Source organism: Burkholderia cepacia ATCC 25416 (genome assembly GCF_001411495.1).
Classification (GTDB): Bacteria; Pseudomonadota; Gammaproteobacteria; order Burkholderiales; family Burkholderiaceae; genus Burkholderia; species Burkholderia cepacia.
The window spans coordinates 2,004,559-2,023,257 of sequence record NZ_CP012982.1; the positions used below are offsets into that span (position 1 = coordinate 2,004,559).

An 18,699-nucleotide genomic window follows, 5' to 3' on the forward strand; every position below is an offset into this window, starting at 1 on the left:
AGGTCGTCACGCGTATCGAGCCGCGCGCAACGCGTCGACCACGTGTTCGCGCGCTGTGCGAATCCGGTCGAGCCCTGTGCGGGCCGAATGCCAGAACGCGGTTGCCGAGCCGGTGGCGAGAATCTTGTCGGCGACGGCGTCCGGGTCGAACGCCGCGCCGTTGACGACCCAGTCGTCGAGATGCAGATCCGCATACGCGCCGAAGCCCTTGCGCTCGTAGCTGACGTGGAACGCCGGCACGCCTTGCAGCACGGATTCCAGCGCGCCGTGCAGGCGCACCGAGACGACCCAGTCGGGCGCATCGTGCGCGAGCAGCGCTTTGAGTGGCACGAGCGCGTCCTGGATGCCCATGTCGCGGTAGTACGCGGCGTCGTCGTTGCCGCGGCAGGCGCTCTGCACCGCGAACGAGATGCGGCAGTGCGGGCGGACACGCTCGATCAGCCGTGCAATCGACGTGGCGTAACGCGCGCACTGCGAGCGGCTCCATGCCGGCGGGCGCCGCAACACGAATGCGACGTGACGCACGCCGTCGCCGGAGCGGGCGGCCCGCTGCAGGATCGTGTCGCTGCGGCGCTCGAAATCCAGCACGGCGAGATCGGGCGCGCGGCGCGTGTTCGCATTGGCGGCAAGGAACGCGGACGAGCGGTCGTCCCGCACGAATACCGTGTCGAACGACGCGAGCAGGTGGCGCAGGTGCGTGCCCACGGGCCACGTCGGCCGCACGGGGCCGATGCTTTGCGGCAGGTACACGACCGGTTTGCCCGAGGCCTTCGCCGCGCGCATCTGCAGCAGATGGCCAGCTTCCAGCTTCAGTGCCTCGAGGCAATTGAGCGCGCGCAGATAGCCGCCGCCGACGCCGACGATCAAATCGACGCGATCGAGCAGGCCTTGCAAGTCGTGCAGCCTCCTGTTCGCGTGGACCGGCAGCACGAAGCGGGCCGCGCCCGTCACCCGCCTCGTGCCGTGGTCGGCAAGCACGGGTGCCGCGGCGACGTCGTCGTAGGCGGGAAACGAAGCCGGATCGGCCGCGACGATCGAGATCCGGATTGCATCCCCGAATGCCTCGCGCAGCAACCCGACGGACAGATCGACCAGCAGGCCGTCCCCGGAATTACGCGCGCTATACGCATGCAACAGTGCTATGTGGGTGGTCGGGGTCATTTCGGTTCCTGGTGAGCGACGTTGCGGTAGAGCGCGAGCGTGCGCTGGACCATCGCGGCGGCGGAATAGTGTTCGAGTGCGTGCGCGCAATTCGCGCGCATGCCGCGCCGCAACGCCGTGTCGTCAGCGAGCGTGACGACGGCGTGCATGAAGTCGGTCGTGTCGTCGTCGTTCGGTACCACGAGGCCGATGTCGTGCGAGCGGATCAGTTCGGCGGCACCGGCCACGTTCGATGCGACGGTCGGCACGCGCGCGGCCAGTGCCTCGAGGCAGACGTACGGAAAGCCTTCGTAGCGGCTCGGCAGCGCAAAGAGGTCGAACGCGGAGAAGTAGCGATTCGCGCCTTCCACCGCGCCGACGACGCGCAGGTTCGGCGGCACGTCGTCGGCATCGGGGCCGGCTGCCGCATCGAAATCGCCGGGGCCGATCACGACGAACTGCACCGCGTTGCCGCACCGTCGATGGACGCCGCGCGCGATGCGCACGAGCCGGTCGACGCCCTTCTGGTGCTCGAGGCGGCCGACGAAACCGACCACCACTGCATCGCTCGGCAGGCCGAGCGCGCGCCTCGCGTCGTCGCGCGGCATCAGCCGCGGCGGCGTCACGCCGTTGACGATCGTGTCGATGCGGTGGTCCGGAATACCGAGCGTGTCGTGCAGATGCGCCGCCTCGTCGCGCGAGACCGCGACGATCCGGCTCGAGCGCAGGCAGCCGAGCACGCGCTCGATCGTGCCGTAGAAGCGGCGGCGCCAGCCGCGCAGCGACGGGTTCAGCGTATACACCGCGTGCGGCGTATACACCTGCCGCCAGGGGCCGATGCACAGGCGCGCGATCGCGCCGGCCTTCGAACTGTGGCTGTGCACGATGTCGGGGCCGATGCGCAGCAGATGCCGGTAGAGTCGGGCGACGGCGATCGCGTCGCGCCAGCCGACCGCGCGCCGCATCGGCACCGCGTGAACGGATCGGCAATGTGCGAGTACGCTCGCGTCGAGAATCGATGCGTCGAAACGCGGGCCTTGCGGAATGATCAGATGCAGTTCGATGCCGTCGTGCGCGCTCAGGCCGCGGATCAGGTCGGCGAGATGAACGGCGACGCCGCCGCCCGCTGCTTCGACGACCAGCGCGATGCGAAGGCGCGGATGCGGGCCGTGGGCCGTGCGCGCGGCGGGGCCGGGCGGCATGGTGAGGGCGGGCTCTCGGGATGCGTCCGTGGCGGGGCGCGCGTTGCGCCCGAGATCGATCGTGTCGCTCATCGCGAGCCTCCTTGGCGAAGCCGTGCCGCCAGCGCGCGCAGTGCGCGGCGTGCCGGCGATGAATGGGTGTCGCGACGCGGCGCGTCGCCGTATCGCGTATAGCGGTAGGCGCCGTAGCGGCCGCCGTAACGGCCTGCGCGCGGGATAACGCCGTTGAGCAGCACGCCGGCTGTTGCGATGCCGTTGTGCGCGAGCTGTCGCGCGGCTTCGCCCAGTTCGGCGAGACGCGTTGCGCCGGCGCGGGCGACCAGCAGCACGGCGCCGGCATGCCGGCCGAGCACGACTGCATCCGCGACCGCGAGAATCGGTGCGGAATCGATGACCACCGCGTCGTAGCGCGCCGACCAATCGCCGAGCAGCGCGGCGATCCGCTCGTCGGCGAGCAACGCATCGGGGTTCGGCTGCAATGCGCCGGTCGCGACGAAATCGAGGTTCGGCACCACGTTCGCGTGAATCGCGTCGTGCGGCGCGAGGTCGCCCGACACGATCTCGGCGAAGCCGCGCTCGCGCGCGACGCCGAAATAGTCGTGCAGATACCCCTTGCGCAGATCGCCGTCGACGAGCAGTACGCGTGCCCCGTTCGCGGCGAGCAGGGCCGCGAAATTCGCGGACACGAACGACTTGCCCGCGCCCGGTGCCGGGCCGCTCAGCAGCAGCACGTTGTTGCGTGCGCCCTGCATCGCGTAGCGCAGCGCGGTGCGCAGGCTGCGCAGGCTTTCGATCGCCGCGTCGTGCGGATCGCGCACGCTCAGCAGATGCGGGCCCGGCGCGTGGGCGGCCATCCGGCGTGCGACATGCCGCTGCTCCGTCGAATCGGGAATCGTCGCGTAGACGTTGATGCCGAGGTGGCGCTCGATTTCATCGGCGCTGTCGACGCCGCCGAACAGGAAATCGCGCGCGAATGCGAGCCCGACGCCCAGCACGAGACCGAACAGCGCGGCCGCGCCGATCACGATGGTCCGCTTCGGGCGGACGGGCTCGTCGGGCACGGTCGGCGCGTCGACGAGCCGCACGCTGCCGGTCCGGCCCGCTTTCACCAGTTCGAGCTGCTGAGCGTTGCCGAGCAGCGCGGTATACAGATCCGTGTCGACCTTGACGTCGAGCATCAGTCGCAACGCGTTCTGCTGGAGATCGGGCAGGCGCTTCACGTGCTGCTCGACGTCCTGCTGCTGGCGTCGCAGCGTGCCGATCTGCGCGTCGATCGCGATCATGTCGGGATGCCCGGGTGCGAAACGCGTGGCCATCTCGTCGCGCTTCTGCTGCAGTTCCAGCAGGCGCGTTTTTGCATCGGCAGTCTGCTGCAGCACCAGCTTCGCTTCCTCGGTCAGGTCGACTGCGCCGTGCGCGTTGCGCATGTCCGTATAGCGCTGCTCGGCTTGCTGAAGCTGCTTCTTGAGGATCGGCGGTTGAGTGTTGAGGAACGCCAGCGACTGCGCGGCATCGGCGGACCGGCGCTCGATGTGTTGTCGGACGTAGTGGCTCGCGATGGCCTGCAGCGTGGCCTGAACGCGCTGCGGATCGGGGCCGCGCAGCGTCGCGACGATCACGCCCGACTGCTTGACCTTCTCCTGAACGTCGAGCGTGCGGCGCAGCGTGTCGATGGTCTCCGCGCGCGACTGGCGCACGACCGTGAAACGCGTGCCGGGTTGCGCGTCGACGCGGGCGAGCTCGACGACGAGCGGGCCGTTTGCCGTCCGGAACGTTTCCGTCCGGCCGTGCTGCCCGACGACCGGCGCGGACAGGCCGGGCCCCGAGAGCCGGTAGCGTCCGCCGTCGAGCACCGTCAGTTCGAAACGGTCGCCTTCGAGCGGTTTCGGCACGTCGAAGCGGGGGAGATCGGCGTGCTCATTGCCCCACGCATAACCGCCGATGCCCAGCACGCCGGGGCGCGCGACGTCCGGGTTGAAACGCGAGATGAAATCGCCGACGACCGGAAAGCGCTTCGGCCGCACGTCGATATAGCTGCGCAGATCGTCGACGGCGCGCGTGACGACGAGCCGCGACGCGAGGATCTGCGCTTCGGCCGCGGCCGTCGACTTGACGTCGAACAGCGACGACACGTCGCCGAGCAGGCTCTTCGCGGCGGATGCGTCGCCGCTGTCCTCGATCTGCAGCAGGATGTCGGCCTGGTATTGCGGATGAGTGAGGAATGCATACAGCGTGCCGGCGCCGACGCATGCAGCGGTGACGCACGCGATCAGCCAGCGATGGGAGACGAACGTGTCGATCACGCCGGCCAGCGTGATCTCGTCGGCATGCTCGGGCATGCGCGGAGGGGGAGAGGTTGGCATCATCGGTTCAGTCCGGAAATCGGGAGGAAGCGGCAGGCGGCGGGGAGGCGGCGTCCGCCGAGGCGATGGGCTGCGTGGCCGACGCGAGGCGCGCGCACCAGTCGTCGACGCCTTGCTCGATGAGCTGAAGGCTCTGCTCGAACAACGGGCGCGTGCCGCAATACGGGTCGGGCACGTCGAAGCCCGGACGTGCGTGGCCCGGTGCCGGGCAGAATTCGCCGAGCGTGAACACGCGGCCCAGCAGCGACGGATGGCGGCGCTCGAGCGCGCGCTTCTGGTCGCGCTCCATCGTCACGATCAGGTCGGCTTGCGCGCAGAGCGGCGGCGTGAGCAGGCGCGCGCGATGTGCGGCGATGTCGAGGCCGCGTTCGCGCATCAGCGCAACGGCGAAAGGCTCGGCCGGATGCCCGACGAGCGCGCCGAGGCCGGCCGACTGCACGTCGACACCCGGCAGGCGCGCGCGGAACAGCGCCTGCGCCATCGGGCTGCGGCAGATGTTGCCGACGCACACGACGAGCAAGGTGGCGAGCGCGCTCATTTGATGGCGAGCGCCGCGGCCATGGCGCTGGAGTTGACACCGGGCAGCAGCAGGCTCAGCACGCGGCTGAAGCGCACGAGGCTGTTGCCGTCGACATAGACGATGTCTTTCGGCTGCAGCTCGAACTCGTTCGCGAGGACCATCGACACCGGCGAGCGCGCGTCGAGGTGGAACACCTGCGGGCTGTCGGTCTGCGAGCCGCGGATCACGAACAGTTGCGCGGCGTCGGCCGTGTTCGGATTCACGCTGCCGGCCTGCGACAGCGCGTCGGACAACGTGAGCCCGCCGTCGCGCAGCGGTAGCGCGAGCGACGGCTTGTTGACCTCGCCCATTACGTAGACGCCGTAGTCGCTGCGGCTCGGCACATGCAGCAGATCGCCGGCGGCGAGCACGATGTCGGCCGGATTGCGGCCCTGGCGCAGCAACTGCGTCAGGTCGAGCGGATGCGACACGCCATCGCGCACGAGTGTCATCCGGCTCTGGTCGGCGGCCGGATTCAGGCCGCCTGCGCGACCGAGCGCTTCGTAGAGTGTCATCGGCACGTCGTTGACGGGCTGGTTGCCCGGCGCGCGCACTTCGCCGTCGATGTAGACCTGCTTCGAACGGAACGACGCGACGCGCAGCGTGACTTGCGGATTGCGGTAGGCGCGCGTGAGCGCATCGGTGACACGCGTTCGCGCGGCGTCGGCGGTGAGGCCCGCGACGCGAACCCGGCCGGCGAACGGGAACGTCAGGTCGCCGTTCTGATCGACGACGAAGCCGGTGACGGGATCGGCGGCGTGCGGCGCGTTCGGCGTCGCCGCGCCTTGCGCGGCCGCCAGCTCGGGGTGATCCCATACGGTGATCTGCAGCACGTCGCCCGGGCCGATCCGGTACGCGCCCGGCGATGTCGTCAGCAGGTCGACTTGCGCGGCCAGTTGCTGCGCCGCCTGCGCCTTCAGTTGGCGAATCAGGTCGGGGCCGATTTTCCGGATCTCGTAATGCGGCGCTTCACCGCCGGGCCGGGCATCCGTCGCGGATGGCGGGAGCGGCTCGACCATCCGCATGCCGGGGGCGAGCGCGCAGGCGGACAGCGCGACGCTGAGCGTCGCGATCGACAGTATCGGCAACAGGCGGGCGCCGCGCGGGCGCGCGGCTCCGGTCCGCGCGCGTGCGGCGGATTCCATAGGCATGGCTTTCTCCAGGAATGGGCGCCGCGCGGCGGCACCCTATGCGTGATCAGTACGCGTTGTGATGTGTCCAGCCGCACGCGATCGTCGCGACGACAATCCGCATATCGAGTGCGAACGACCAGTTGCGCAGGTAATGAAGATCGGCTTCGACGCGGCGCTGCATCTTCTCGACGCGATCCGTTTCGCCGCGCAGGCCGTTGATCTGCGCCCAGCCGGTAATGCCGGGCTTGACGCGGTAGCGATGGATGTAGCCGTCGACGATCGTCTGGTACAGGTCGTCGTGTTCGAGCGCATGCGGACGCGGGCCGACGACGGACATCTCGCCGCGCAGCACGTTGATGAACTGCGGCATCTCGTCGAGGCTCGTGCGGCGCAGGAATGCACCGATGCGGGTCACGCGCGGATCGTTGGGCGTCGCTTGCCGCACGCCGCCGTCCGCGTCTGCATGAATCCGCATCGTGCGGAACTTGTAGATCGAGAACGCCTTGCCGTCCGCGCCCTTGCGTTGCTGACGGAACAGCACGGGGCCAGGCGAAGACAACCGGACGGCTGCCGCGATCGCGAGCAGCAGCGGTGCCGTACCGACCAGCACTGCCGCCGCGAACAGCCGATCGAAGATCGCTTTCTGAACCAGCGCGCGAGGCGACAGCGGAGACGCGACGAGGTTGATCGCCGGCGCGCCGACCAGGTCGACCATTTCGCCGTCGAACATCGCAAGCTGGCTGACGTCGGGCACGAGGCGGACGTTCACGAGGTCGTGCCGGAATGCATCGAGCACGCGAACGACGGCACCGGTTTCGGTGATCGGCAGTGCGATCCAGACTTCCGGGATCGCCTGCGCCCGCACGTGCGCGGCGAATGCATCCAGCGTCTGAAAAACATCGATGCCGATTGCGCTGCCTTGCGCCGAACAATCCGGATCGAGCACGGCTGCCGGGCGATAGCTCGCCGACGGCGATTGCGCGATCCGTTCGAGCACTGCGGCGCAATGCGCGCCGCCGCCGACGATCGCGACTTGCCTGACGCGTTCGCCCTGGTGGACGATCCGTTCGAGCGTCGCGCATGCGATGAGCCGAAACGCGACGAGTGCGATGCCGCTTACCGCCGCCCAGAACAGGAACCCGTTCAGCGGCACGGGCAACGCGCCGTGCATCGCGAACATGACGATCGCCGACCCCGCGAGTGCGATTAGCCATGCCGTAAAGGTCAGGATGGCGACGCGATATTTCGCGCGACAGTGCGGTGTGCGCGCCATGCCGAACGCCGGGAACAAGACCGTCGCGAACGCCGCAGTGCTGGCGACGATCGCCACGCAGCTGGACGGATCGACATCGTCGCCGGGGAAAAAACGGGCCGCCGCAGCAGCACCGACCGCAATCAGCGTGACGTCGACGATGCGTGCGAGCAGCCCATCGACTGCCTGCGGCGCTGCGGGGCGCCGCTCTTCGAGTGCCGTATGCATATATCCTTCACTACCGTATTTGTCTGATGGAGCGTGCGTCACCCTTCGCACGACACAATGCGTCGCGGCAGGGGAGTGCCGAGCGGTGTCAGTGCTTCCGTTTCACGGGAAGGGGAGATGCGGGGAGGGAGCGCCGCCTGCCTTATCGGGTGGTCGCGTGCAGCGCATTGAGGCATTCGTGAACGAGGCCTGATCAATGCGACGCGTCTGAATCAACTCGACCGGAATCAATTTTCGTCAACCGGGGAAGGGATTTAAATGGGACGCGTATTAAATGACCTTGTACGCAACTGGTACACGTACGAATTCGATGAGACCGGGTTTTTGAGATGCGTGTGCCGCGAACGAACAGGCCTCGATTGATCCAGTCGTCGGAGCAGGGCGCGGAGAAGCGCGCCGGCATGGGCAAGGGGCGGGACGGTAGCCGGCGATGCCGGGGCGGCATGCGGTTTCGGGTAGGGCGATTTGCGATGCGTCGCAAAAATTCGGCGCCGGCGCTTAATGGACGAAGGGATTCGCTGGCGACGGCGTGGGCGACCGGTGCGAGGTCGTATTGAAATCAGGACAACGAAGCGAAAAAATGATGACTTGCGTGCGACGCTGTCATTGATCGCATGAATGCGGTTGCTTGCGTGACGGCATGGGCAGGGGCATGCGCTTCATCAGGTCGGGCCGGCACGAAGGCTGGCGACCGCGCGTGCTCGACGAAAGCGATGCGTCTTGGCTGACGCTTGCCTGCGCTCGATCAGGCATGACCGGGTTGTTGCGGTCTTGCGGGCGGGACGATGATGCGCCATGCATTGGCGCCCATCGAAGAGAAGCATGAGCGTGCCATGCACTCATGGTCGGCATCGTTGTCCCGCCTGTCGTTTAACCCTTCGCGGCGACGTCGATGCGCAGCGCTTCGCCGCCGGCGACGATCGCGAGCAGGCGATCGACGTTCGGGTGCGCGCCGGGGCGGTTGCGTGCGTCGGCGGTGTGTTCCGCGAACACCGCGAGGCCGTGCTCGGCTGCGTTTGCGTCGAGCACACCGAAGGCCTGCTTCAGGTAGTTGTACACCGCGAGCGAACCTTGCTTGCCGGGCTGATTCTCGATGCTGGCGACCACGTCGCCGTTCGCGCCGGCGAGATCGATGCGCGCGATACCGTCGATGGCCGGCAGTTGCGCGAGGTTGTCCTTGAATACAGGGGTCGGTTGAATCACTGAAAACGCTCCGTCGGTTTGATCGTGGAAAGGTGGCGGCCCGTATGTTATCTGATTCGCCGGGCTGCATTCTTCGACGCAACCGGGCGATTCGCACGGAGTCGGATCATCCGGCCGTAGACGCGCACGGCGGCCGATTGCGGGCACGCGCGAATGCTCCGCGAGACGCAGTCGGCCGGTTTGCGATGCCTGCTTCTCGTGCCGCCGCCACTTCAGCGTGACGGTCGCGATCGCAATCTCAAGACATGCCCGTCGTCAATTGTTGCTATCAAGACAACATGGTGAACGCGTGGGCGACGCTACCGACGTTGGGAATCCAAATCTACAATTTGCGTCAACGCCGGTTGTACAACGCTTGTTTCTTGTTTCAACCCGGCGTATCTGCCGCAAGGAAGCCGGCAACCCGCGCGCTTCGTTCGGCTGGCTCGTTTTTGCCTGCCGCGGAAACGCCCTCCTTTTCAACGGAGCACGCCATGACATTCAATTTCCTTTCGCGATCGACCCTCTGCTCCGCGATGCTCTTGTCGATCGTGCCGACAATCGCCGTCGCGGGAACGTTCTCCGTCAAAGTCGATGACCTGAACCATGGCCGGTTCGAGAACGAACAGGTCTACGGCGGATTTGGCTGCCACGGCGGAAACGTCTCGCCACGCATTTCGTGGTCCCATCTTCCTCACGGAACGAAGAGCGTCGTCGTGACCATTCACGACCCCGACGCCCCGACGGGCGGACTGGGCTGGATGCATTGGGGCGTCGTCAATATTCCGACATCCGACACGTCGATCGAAAAGGGCGCCTCCGGCGATCCGAAGCGGATGCCTGCGGGGGCCATCGAAACGCTGACCGACTTCGGCGCGGCGAAATACGGCGGGCCTTGCCCGCCTCAGGGAGAGTCGCACCGATACGTCGTCACGGCGTCGGCGCTCTCGGTTCCAGGTATCGACGTGAACGCCACGTCGAGCCCGGCCCTCGTTGCATATCAGATGCACGGAAAAGTGATTGCACGGGCTCGCTACGTTGCGATGTATCACCGAGCGGCGGAGTGAGCGTCGTGGCGGGAGGTCATCGCAGCGCATCCCGCCGTCGGCATTTCGGTTCGTGCCGTTGACGAAGCGCCCTTCGCTGCTGACGAGAAACAGTGCGGCGCGAGCCAGTGACCTGCGGCCGAATGTCATGGCCGGTCAGGTGGGGAGTCTCGCGTCGATCGGATGCGCTTGGGTTTCCTTGCGACTAGCCCGGACCATCGCTGGCGGCAGCGAGAAGCGGCACGACCAGATCGCTGATCGGCGTCGGAATGCCGTGCGCTCGTCCGTATCGCTGCACGACGCCGTTCCGGCAGTCCCATTCGAGCGGATGGTTGCCCTGCCGGTCGGCCAGGATGGACGTACCCAAGTCGGGCGGATAGCCATGCAGTCCATCGACGATTTCCTGCGGCACTTCATCACCCAGCTTCGCACCTTCGGCCCGCGCGACCTCGAGACATTCCCGCAGGTAGGCGAGCGACAGTTCGGTGATGTCGCTGCGCGCGTACATGCCGGCGCGGCGACCGGTCAGCACCATCAGTCCCGCTACTGCGTTCTGCAAAAGCTTGCGCCACGCGAGCGAGATGAAATCCTCCGCGACCTCCGGCGAGCAGCGCGTGCCGTGCAACGCGGCGACCACCACGTTGCTCGCCGGCGTATCGGGCAGCGTGAGCCGAGGCTTGCCCCGCAGCCACACCGATGCGCCCGATTCGCGCTGCGCCGGAAACCAGACGACCGACGGCACGACCGTGGCGCCGGCCGCGTACGGCGCGAACGCGGCTTTTTGCTCGACGCCGTTTTGCAGCACGCAGACGACGGTATTCGCATCGCATAGCGCGGAGACCCAGGGTGCCGCGCTCGCTATCTGCGTCGACTTCACCGCAACGAACACGAGATCGAACCGCTCCTTGACCGCGTGCGGATCGGTCAGGACGGGCCCGGGCACGACGATCTCGCCGCCGTCAAAGCGCAGCTTCAGCTGCGCGTGGGCCGAGCGGCCGCAGATCACCGGTGTGCGGCCGGCTTCGTGAAGGGCCGCGGCGACGGTCGTTCCGATTGCGCCCGGACCGACGAGTGCGACGGTCGGGGAGTCAGCGTTCGTCATGGTGTTCATCCTGTTCAGTCATCCGCCAGATGCGGGCGTAGTGCGAGGGCGAGCGGAAAGATCGCGAGGGCGGTCAGCGCGGTCGCATACGTGGCGCCATGCACACCGATCCTGTCGCCCAGGAAACCGTAGAGAACGGGCGATATCGCGCCGGATGCGATCGTCCCTGTGTAGAAAATCGCGAATGCGCGCTCGGTGCGCTCGGGTGCGGACATCTCCGGAACGGTTCCGTACAGCACCGACGAAGTGCCGTTGAGCATCATACCCAGAATCGGCAGCAGCACCATGGCAAGTGCCAAAGGGAGATACATCACCGCGACGATGCACACGGCTGTACCACCCTCCGTGAGCAGCACCGTCCTGACCATACCCAGACGCGCGCCCAGCCAGCCACACATGAATTTGCCGGCCGCACCGCCTGTGAAAACGAGTGCAAGCGCCGTTCCCAGCAGTTGCGGCGAGACACCTTTTGCCTTGAGCAGGAAAGGCAGAAATGTCAGCAGTCCCATGCGTACCGCCGTATCGAGCACGCCGATGGAAAACAGCGTGGGGAATCCGCTTCCCCCGGTGCCGCTGCGTTGAGCGGACGCTTGTTCTTTGGCCGCCGTCTTGCCGGCGCCACGCGGCACGGCGGGAAACCAGAGCGCGATGACGGCGGCCACGACGCAGCCCAATCCGGCGACGATCCATAGCGCGTGACGCCACGGCATCATGGTCACGAGCAGCGAAATGGCGGCCGGCAGTGCGGATTTCCCCAGATCGCCGGCAAAGTTGTAGATGCTCAGCGGGCCTCTCGCGTCGCGTCCGTAGAGGCGGGAGACGGCGCCCGATGCGATCGGATGCTGCGTGCTGGATCCGCCGCCCGAAATCGCCAGCGCCACGCCCAGACCGAGCAGGCCACCCGACAGGCCCGCGAGCGCATAACCGAGCGCGGCGAGCAGTGTGCCGAATGCGAGGGTCGTGCCGCTGCCCAGGTGTTGCGCGAGGCGCCCCGCAGACAACTGCAGCGTCGCCATCGTGCCGGCATAGATGCCGCGCAGGATCGCCAGGGCCGCAAAGTCGAGCCCGAATTCCGACTGCCACACGGGTAGCAACGCGTAGATCATGTCCGTATAGCCATCGTGCATTGCGTGCGCAATGCAGGACAGCCACAGCACGCGCCGTCGGGGTGGCGCAGTCTCCCGCGTCGCGGGAGGGGAAAAAACCGGCAGGCGCATCGTCATTTGCTCCGTGCGAGCGGTCGGTGGAAGCCGCTCGTGGCATCGTTTTCACGCTCGATGTGTCAATTTTATGGGTGACGCAGCGGCCATTTCAATTGAACTAAAATCGCGTCAACGGAGAGAAAAAGTCACGTCATGAACGACAACCAGGACACGGCGAAGCATCGGGGCGAGTTGCCTCCGCTCAATGCGCTGCGCGCTTTCGATGCGGTCGCGCGGCACGGCAGCTTCGCGGGGGCGGCGGTGGAACTGCATGTCACCCACTGGGCCGTAGGCAAGCAGATCCGGCTGCTGGAGGACTGGTTCGGCCTGCCGTTGTTCGACCGTCGTCCGCGCGGTGTCGTGCTGACCGACGAAGGGGCCGCGTTGCTGAACGACGTCAGTCACGTGTTCGAGCGCCTCGGTACCGCGGTGGGGCGGCTGCGCCACGACACGTTCAAGCACCGGATATCGGGCGTCGTGCGGGTGAATGTGCCGATGAGCTTTGCGCTGTGCTGGCTGCTGCCGCGGCTCGCCGATTTCCATTCGCGCTATCCCGACATCGACGTGAGGGTGTCGACGACATCGCGCAAGTTGCGCTATGTCGCCGACGCTTTCGATATCGGTGTTCGTTCCGGTCCCGAGCAGGGCGCGGGCGTCGTATCGCGCCCGTTGATGCCCGACCTGCGCGTGCCGGCCTGCAATCCCGCATTGCTGCGCCGGCATCCGATACAGAGCGTGGCCGACCTGCGCCATCACACCCTGCTGCATTCGGCCACGACGCGCTCCGCCTGGTCGCACTGGTTGCAGGAAGCGGGGGCTTCCGATCTGCGCGCCGCGCGTCATGTCGAATTCGATCATGTGAATCTTCAGCTCGGCGCGGCCATCGAGGGGCTCGGCGTGGCCCTGGCATCACTGCCGCTGATTGGGCGCGATCTCGCCGAGGGGCGCCTCGTGTGTCCGATCGCGTCGCCCGTATGGCGTGCTGACGACTACATGCTGGTGACGAACGCCGATCGTGCCGACGATGCCGCGGTGTCCGCGTTCGAGCAATGGATGGAACGCATGGCGGGCCGCGAGGCGGGATAGGCTCGCGGCGTCGATCCGCGCGATCGGCACGGCGATGCACAGGGCCGGCAGTACGAGGCGGTGCGGGGTCGGCGCAGCCGCATCGATACCGCCGGTGGAGACACGATGACGCGCCGGGTTTACTGCCATTGTGCCGGGCGCTTCGTTACCTTCCGGCGCCGGTCAACATGCCCGCTTCACGCGAACGCTCGATATCGGGGCTGCGATACGCGCGCTCGGGAATCTCCGCGAGCCGCGACGCATGCACCTGCCGCGGCTCCAGCCCGTAGAACTTCTGGAAGCTCATGATCAGCGGCGACCATTTGTCCGGATCGATGCGGTCCGCGTGGCCTTCCATCAGCAGGTCTGGATGCACGTGCACGCGCTGGATGCGCAACTCGAACACGCGGATGTGGCCGCGCAGGTCCGGCGCCTCGTCGCCGATCCCGTGCGCGGCCGCGACGACCGCTTCCATGTGCACCGGGCATTCGAGCGCGCGCGGCGGCGCGACGGTTTGCGACGCGGTTGCGATGAGCCCGGCCGTGCCGAACTTGTCGGGTTCGAATACGTAGCCTCTCGCGCGCTTGCCGTCGGGCACCGGATGCGTGCCCGTCATGCGCGCGATCCGGTCGACCGCGTCCGCCTGCGCCGACGACGGCAGGTTCAGCACGCATTCGCCGGTGCGCAGCAGGTTGCGGGTGGTCTGCGAGCTGGCGGCGATGCCGATCACGCCGCGCCAGCCGAGCCAGAACGCGGACGAGATCGGCGCGAGATTGGGCGTGCCGTTTTCGTTCAGCGTGCTGACCAGCACGACGGGCGTGCCGAAATAGAGGATGTTCGGTTCGGTGACGCAATGCGGCGCATTCATGGCGGGTGCCCTCGGTGACGAATCAGTCCGCATGCTGATTCTGTCGCGGCGGCGCGGCGCTCCGAATCTTGTCGTGTCATTCCGGAGGGGGCGCAGGCGGCGTGGGCGCCGCAATGGGCAGGCCGGCATCACGCGCGCTTTTCCGCTAGAGTAGGAAATCGCAGGCCGCGACCGCCGCACCACGCACGCGGGCGCGGCCACGTTCCGCCAACGCACACGAGGGCCTGATGGATACCGAGCAACGCTACACCGCCAATGCACCGACGCGCGCGGAAGTCGACGCACTGGGCGGCGCAACCGTCATCGAATTCGGCGCGAACTGGTGCGGGATCTGCGCAGGCGCGCAGCCCGCGATCACTGCGTCGTTCTCCGCGCATCCTGCGGTGCGGCACCTGAAGATCGAGGATGGCCCGGGCCGCCCGCTCGGCCGCTCGTTCGGCGTGAAGCTGTGGCCGACACTCGTCTTCCTGCGCGACGGTGTCGAGGTCGCGCGCGTCGTGCGCCCGGCCGACGCGAAGCAGATCGAAGCCGACGGCTTCGCCGCGCTCGCCTGAGGTCGCCGAGATGCAACAGGCCCTCACGCACATCGGCGTCGACACGCGCGGCAGCGGCCTCGTCGAATTCACGCCGCAGGTGCGCGCATTCGTCGACCAGCAGGCGATCCGCACCGGCCTGCTCACGGTGTTCTGCCGCCATACGTCGGCGTCGCTGCTGATCCAGGAGAATGCGGATCCATCGGTGCAGCGCGATCTCGAACGCTACTTCGCGACGCTCGCACCGGAGGACGCCACGCGCTACGAGCACGACACCGAAGGGCCCGACGACATGCCCGCGCATCTGCGCACGGCGCTCACGCAGGTACAGCTGTCGATCCCGGTCGAGCACGGGCGCATGGTGCTCGGCACGTGGCAGGGCATCTACCTGTTCGAGCATCGCCGCGCCGCGCACCGGCGCGACATCGTGCTGCATCTGATCGGCGAATGAGTCTCGACGGGTGACGTTGCGCGCGGCTCGCAATGCGGTGCCGGTGCGCACACGGCATCGCGGGCTTACGCGAGCAGTTTGTCGACGAGCGCGCCGAGTTCGCGCAGGTGGACGGGCTTCGGCAGGAATGCGTCGAATACCCGCTTGTTTTCGCCCAGCGCAGCCGATTCATATGCACTGACGCCGAGGATCGCCGGATGCCGGCCGTCGTCGTCGGGTTGCGCTACCGCGCGCATGCGCCGTGCGACGTCGAAACCGCTCAGGTCCGGAAGCTCGAGATCGAGCACGACGATGTCGTAGCGGCTCGCACCGAAGCGCGCGACGCCTTCCTGCCCGGTGCTGCACAGATCGACGTCGATGCCGAGCGCCGACAGCATCGCGCCGAGCGTTTCGCGTGCGTTGTCGTCGTCGTCGACCACCAGCGCGCGCCGGTCGCGGTACGCGGCCGCGTGCGGCAGCGCGGGCGCGTCGCCGGCCGCATTGCCGGCGGTGTCGATGCCGGGCACTTCGGCCGGCAGCGTCACGACGAACTCGCTGCCTTCGCCCACCGTGCTGCGCACGTCCACATGCCCGCGCAGCGTCGTCACGATTTCGCGCACGACGGCGAGCCCCATGCCGATTCCGTCCACATGCAGCCCGACCGCGTCGTTCGCGCGATAGAACGGCTCGAAGATCTTCGACAGGTGCTGTTTCGCGATGCCGGCGCCCGTGTCGCGCACGACGATCTTCAATTGCTGGCCGGCCGGCGCGTCGGCGAGCGTGATCGACACGTCGATCGAGCCGCCGAGCGTGTACTTGACCGAGTTCTCGATCAGGTTCGACAGCACCTGACGCAGCAGCTTGCGATCGGAACGGATCGCAAGCTCGTGCGGCTCGACTCGCTGCGCGACCGTGATCCGCCTGGCCGCGATCTTCTCGCGCAGCGGGTCGAGCACCTCGGCGAGCAGCGACGCGATGCCGACGGTTTCCCGCTCGGCGAGGCGCTTCGTCGAGCGCAGCTTGATGTAGTCGGTCAGGTCCTTGACGAGCGCTTCGAGGGACAGCGCGGAATTCTGCAGCCGCCGGATCGTCTTCAGGTTCGCGTCCGACTGCGGGCGCGCGAGGAGGATCTCGACCGATCCGCAGATCGCCTGCAGCGGCGTGCGCAACTCGTGGCTGACCATCCCGAGGAAGGCGTTCTTCGCCTCGATCATTTCGAACGCGCGATCGGACGCCTTGCGTTCCGCGTCGAGCGCCGCGTCCTGCCGTTCGAGCAGGTCGTCACGCGTGCGCATCGTATAGAACAGCAGCAGGAACAGCGCGCAGAGGATCACGCCGAGCACGATGCCGAGGATCAGAATCGCGCGCTGCTTTTCCTTCAGCTGATGGAACGTGAAGTCGCGCTGCGCCATCTCGATCGCGCGGAAATAGTTCGCGAGGCCGTTGACCTTCGGCCAGTACGCGTTCACGTCGTCGATCACCTGCCGTGCGCGCTTCGGCGAATCGCGCAACGGCGGTATGTCGCGCTTCAGGCGCGTCATGAATTCGCCGAGCGCGTCGATCTCGTTGCGCGCGCGCGGGATGCGCAGCCAGTATTGGGACACTTCCGACGGCCGCTGCAGAAAGCCGAACGACACCGACAGGCTGTCGAGCTGCATCTGGACGTGATTGAAGTCGTCGTCCTCGTGCGTCGCGTAGAGGATCAGTTGCCGGTCGAACCGCGTATAGACGTTCCGGTATTGCGCGGCGGTCCAGAACACGCCTTCGCGCGGCCCTTCGAGTACGCCCTCGTTGACCGAGGTGGCGAGGAGGTCCCACAGCAGGAACGCCCACGCGGCGAACCCCATGATCCACAGCGAGCCGAGGACCAGGATGATTTTTCTATTTTTCCATCGCCCGCGTTTCATTTCACCGTCAGGCCGATGATCTGCCACGCGAACTTGGCTTCGCCGAGCGGCGTCTTCAGTTCGTCGGGATACTGGTCGCGCGGGTACATGATCCACAGCGGGCCATAGTTGTCGTTGTCGAGCACCTTGCCGTTCATCGTCCGCGCGAGGATCACGCCGTAGCGGTCGGCGTCGGACACGGGAATCGTGAACGTGTACTCGTCGATGCAGCGGAACTCGATCTGCGTGCCGTGCGCGCCGACGGTCTTCAGGATGTCGGACAGGCGCGGGCCGGTGAAGGTCGCCTTCGGCGTCCAGCTCGTCGACGTGACGATCGTGTGCTGGGGCAGCGCCATCAGCGCCTGCTCGGAGAAGACGTAGGCCGTCTTGCCCGGCTGGTTGTGCCTGTCGATCTTGCCGTCGACGGTGAACGTGAACGACGAGGCGGCCCACGCCGCGGCGGCCATGCCGAGCAGGCAGGCCGTCAGCAGGCTCTTGGTCCAGATGGTCGGAATTCGCATGTCATTCCCTCGGTCTTGTCGCGTGGTGTCGTGGCTTGTGTTTCCGGTCTCAGTTCGCGGCGGCTGCGGCCGGCAGCGTGATCTTCAGTTCGCGCGCCACTTCGGCGAACAGGATCGGCAGGCGCACCGGCTTTTCCTCGCAGCGCGCGTTGTAGTGCGACACGATGTGCGCGATTTCGTCTTCGCTGGCTTCACCGGTCGAGATCTTGCCGGTCAGCAGGAAGATCGGCGCGCCGCTGTTCTCGCTCGAGCGGATGCCGCGCACGAGCTCGGCGGCGGTCTGGTCGCCGAGCATCCAGTCGAGGATGTAACCGTCGAAATCCTCTACCTCGAGTGCCTTGCGGAACGATGCGCCGTCGAAGTACGGAATCGCGTTCACGCCTTTTTCGATGAAATATTCACATACGGTTTCGGCGACGTCCTGCGAATCGTCGACCACGGCGATCCGCGCCGCATACACGTTCGGCTGGGACGAGCGCAGCTCGATCACGTCGACCGGATACGTGCGGCCCTCGCGCGCGTGCTGACGCTCGGTGATGAGCCACTCGCCCTGCCATTGCAGCGCGACGAAGTCCGTCTCGATCTGGCTGCTGGCCTTGGTCGAGATCGCGGCGCGGCAGCGAAAGCGCCGTGACTCGATCACGAGCGTCGCGTCGATCATCTCGGCGGCGGCCGGCTGCGTGCCCTTGTCGTCGAGCAGGATCGCGGGCGGCACGCCGAAATGCGTCGCGATGTCCTGCAACTGCGACAGGTTCCACGGGATCAGGCCCTTCATCTTGCGGGTGACGACAGAGAAGCTGAGGCCGAGCACGTTCGCGATCGTCGTGTTGTGACTTCGCGGCGGAATGCCGTTCCGGTTCAGTAGGTCGCGCACCTTGTTGGCGGTGATCAGATCGACGTTGGCCTGCTCGCTGTTGGACATCTCGATGGGGTCTCCAGGGGTTTTGGCGAGGGAGAGCATATCAAAACTGACGTGACACGCAAACT

The 18,699-nt window shown here is 66.9% G+C and carries 17 protein-coding genes; 4 read left to right on the forward strand and 13 right to left on the reverse strand.

The annotated features are described in order from the left end of the window. Positions 1 to 6: 6 nt before the first annotated feature. The 7 genes from APZ15_RS26265 to APZ15_RS26295 all read right to left on the reverse strand — a co-directional run bounded on the left by APZ15_RS26265 (position 7) and on the right by APZ15_RS26295 (position 9,080). Positions 7 to 1,161, reverse strand: coding sequence for a polysaccharide pyruvyl transferase family protein (locus APZ15_RS26265; RefSeq protein ID WP_027789947.1), 1,155 nt, complete (start codon positions 1,159 to 1,161; stop codon positions 7 to 9). Then, positions 1,158 to 2,414, reverse strand: coding sequence for a glycosyltransferase family 4 protein (locus tag APZ15_RS26270; protein WP_027789946.1), 1,257 nt, complete (start codon positions 2,412 to 2,414; stop codon positions 1,158 to 1,160). Before APZ15_RS26270 ends, APZ15_RS26265 begins: the two co-directional genes overlap by 4 nt. After that, positions 2,411 to 4,708, reverse strand: a complete 2,298-nt coding sequence (locus APZ15_RS26275; RefSeq protein ID WP_080982097.1) for a polysaccharide biosynthesis tyrosine autokinase — start codon at positions 4,706 to 4,708, stop codon at positions 2,411 to 2,413. Before APZ15_RS26275 ends, APZ15_RS26270 begins: the two co-directional genes overlap by 4 nt. A 4-nt stretch (positions 4,709 to 4,712) precedes the next feature. After that, positions 4,713 to 5,243 (reverse strand): low molecular weight protein-tyrosine-phosphatase, encoded by a 531-nt coding sequence (locus APZ15_RS26280; RefSeq protein WP_027789944.1) that lies wholly within the window; start codon positions 5,241 to 5,243, stop codon positions 4,713 to 4,715. Beyond that, positions 5,240 to 6,415, reverse strand: a complete 1,176-nt coding sequence (locus APZ15_RS26285) for a polysaccharide biosynthesis/export family protein (protein ID WP_080982098.1) — start codon at positions 6,413 to 6,415, stop codon at positions 5,240 to 5,242. Before APZ15_RS26285 ends, APZ15_RS26280 begins: the two co-directional genes overlap by 4 nt. Positions 6,416 to 6,461: 46 nt before the next feature. After that, positions 6,462 to 7,877, reverse strand: coding sequence for an undecaprenyl-phosphate glucose phosphotransferase (locus APZ15_RS26290; RefSeq protein ID WP_027789942.1), 1,416 nt, complete (start codon positions 7,875 to 7,877; stop codon positions 6,462 to 6,464). A gap of 870 nt (positions 7,878 to 8,747) precedes the next feature. Next, positions 8,748 to 9,080: a DUF2322 family protein gene (locus tag APZ15_RS26295; protein WP_027789941.1), complete on the reverse strand. Its 333-nt coding sequence runs from the start codon at positions 9,078 to 9,080 to the stop codon at positions 8,748 to 8,750. Positions 9,081 to 9,553: 473 nt separating this feature from the next. On the opposite strand from APZ15_RS26295, the gene APZ15_RS26300 reads away from it, so the two are divergent. Next, positions 9,554 to 10,126: a YbhB/YbcL family Raf kinase inhibitor-like protein gene (locus APZ15_RS26300; protein WP_027789940.1), complete on the forward strand. Its 573-nt coding sequence runs from the start codon at positions 9,554 to 9,556 to the stop codon at positions 10,124 to 10,126. Between the two features lie 184 nt (positions 10,127 to 10,310). On the opposite strand, the gene APZ15_RS26305 is transcribed toward APZ15_RS26300, so the two are convergent. Both APZ15_RS26305 and APZ15_RS26310 read right to left on the reverse strand, forming a co-directional pair. Next, entirely contained in the window at positions 10,311 to 11,207 is an 897-nt protein-coding gene (locus APZ15_RS26305; protein WP_027789939.1) for an oxidoreductase, read from the reverse strand. A 14-nt stretch (positions 11,208 to 11,221) separates the two neighbouring features. Next, complete coding sequence (locus APZ15_RS26310) at positions 11,222 to 12,424, reverse strand: MFS transporter (RefSeq protein ID WP_027789938.1); 1,203 nt, start codon at positions 12,422 to 12,424, stop codon at positions 11,222 to 11,224. Positions 12,425 to 12,562: 138 nt separating this feature from the next. On the opposite strand from APZ15_RS26310, the gene gcvA reads away from it, so the two are divergent. Beyond that, positions 12,563 to 13,495: a transcriptional regulator GcvA gene (gene gcvA / locus APZ15_RS26315; RefSeq protein ID WP_027789937.1), complete on the forward strand. Its 933-nt coding sequence runs from the start codon at positions 12,563 to 12,565 to the stop codon at positions 13,493 to 13,495. Between the two features lie 145 nt (positions 13,496 to 13,640). Here the strand turns inward: gcvA and APZ15_RS26320 are convergent, their stop codons facing one another. After that, entirely contained in the window at positions 13,641 to 14,342 is a 702-nt protein-coding gene (locus APZ15_RS26320) for a flavin reductase family protein (protein WP_027789936.1), read from the reverse strand. A gap of 227 nt (positions 14,343 to 14,569) precedes the next feature. On the opposite strand from APZ15_RS26320, the gene APZ15_RS26325 reads away from it, so the two are divergent. Together APZ15_RS26325 and APZ15_RS26330 are read left to right on the forward strand one after the other, a co-directional pair. Beyond that, complete coding sequence (locus APZ15_RS26325) at positions 14,570 to 14,896, forward strand: thioredoxin family protein (protein ID WP_006485487.1); 327 nt, start codon at positions 14,570 to 14,572, stop codon at positions 14,894 to 14,896. Positions 14,897 to 14,906: 10 nt separating this feature from the next. After that, positions 14,907 to 15,326 carry a secondary thiamine-phosphate synthase enzyme YjbQ gene (locus APZ15_RS26330; protein ID WP_027789935.1) on the forward strand — a complete coding sequence of 140 codons (420 nt, stop codon included), beginning with the start codon at positions 14,907 to 14,909 and terminating at the stop codon, positions 15,324 to 15,326. Between the two features lie 65 nt (positions 15,327 to 15,391). On the opposite strand, the gene atsR is transcribed toward APZ15_RS26330, so the two are convergent. Genes atsR through APZ15_RS26345 form a run of 3 tightly spaced genes read right to left on the reverse strand, consistent with a single transcriptional unit; the run spans position 15,392 to position 18,634 of the window. Then, on the reverse strand, positions 15,392 to 17,212 hold the full coding sequence (atsR, locus tag APZ15_RS26335; RefSeq protein ID WP_027789934.1) for a hybrid sensor histidine kinase/response regulator AtsR: 1,821 nt from the start codon (positions 17,210 to 17,212) through the stop codon (positions 15,392 to 15,394). Further along, positions 17,209 to 17,712: a putative pterin-binding protein gene (locus tag APZ15_RS26340; RefSeq protein WP_027789933.1), complete on the reverse strand. Its 504-nt coding sequence runs from the start codon at positions 17,710 to 17,712 to the stop codon at positions 17,209 to 17,211. The genes atsR and APZ15_RS26340 overlap by 4 nt, the downstream gene beginning before the upstream one ends. A gap of 49 nt (positions 17,713 to 17,761) precedes the next feature. Then, complete coding sequence (locus APZ15_RS26345; RefSeq protein WP_027789932.1) at positions 17,762 to 18,634, reverse strand: response regulator; 873 nt, start codon at positions 18,632 to 18,634, stop codon at positions 17,762 to 17,764. Between the last annotated feature and the right edge of the window lie 65 nt (positions 18,635 to 18,699).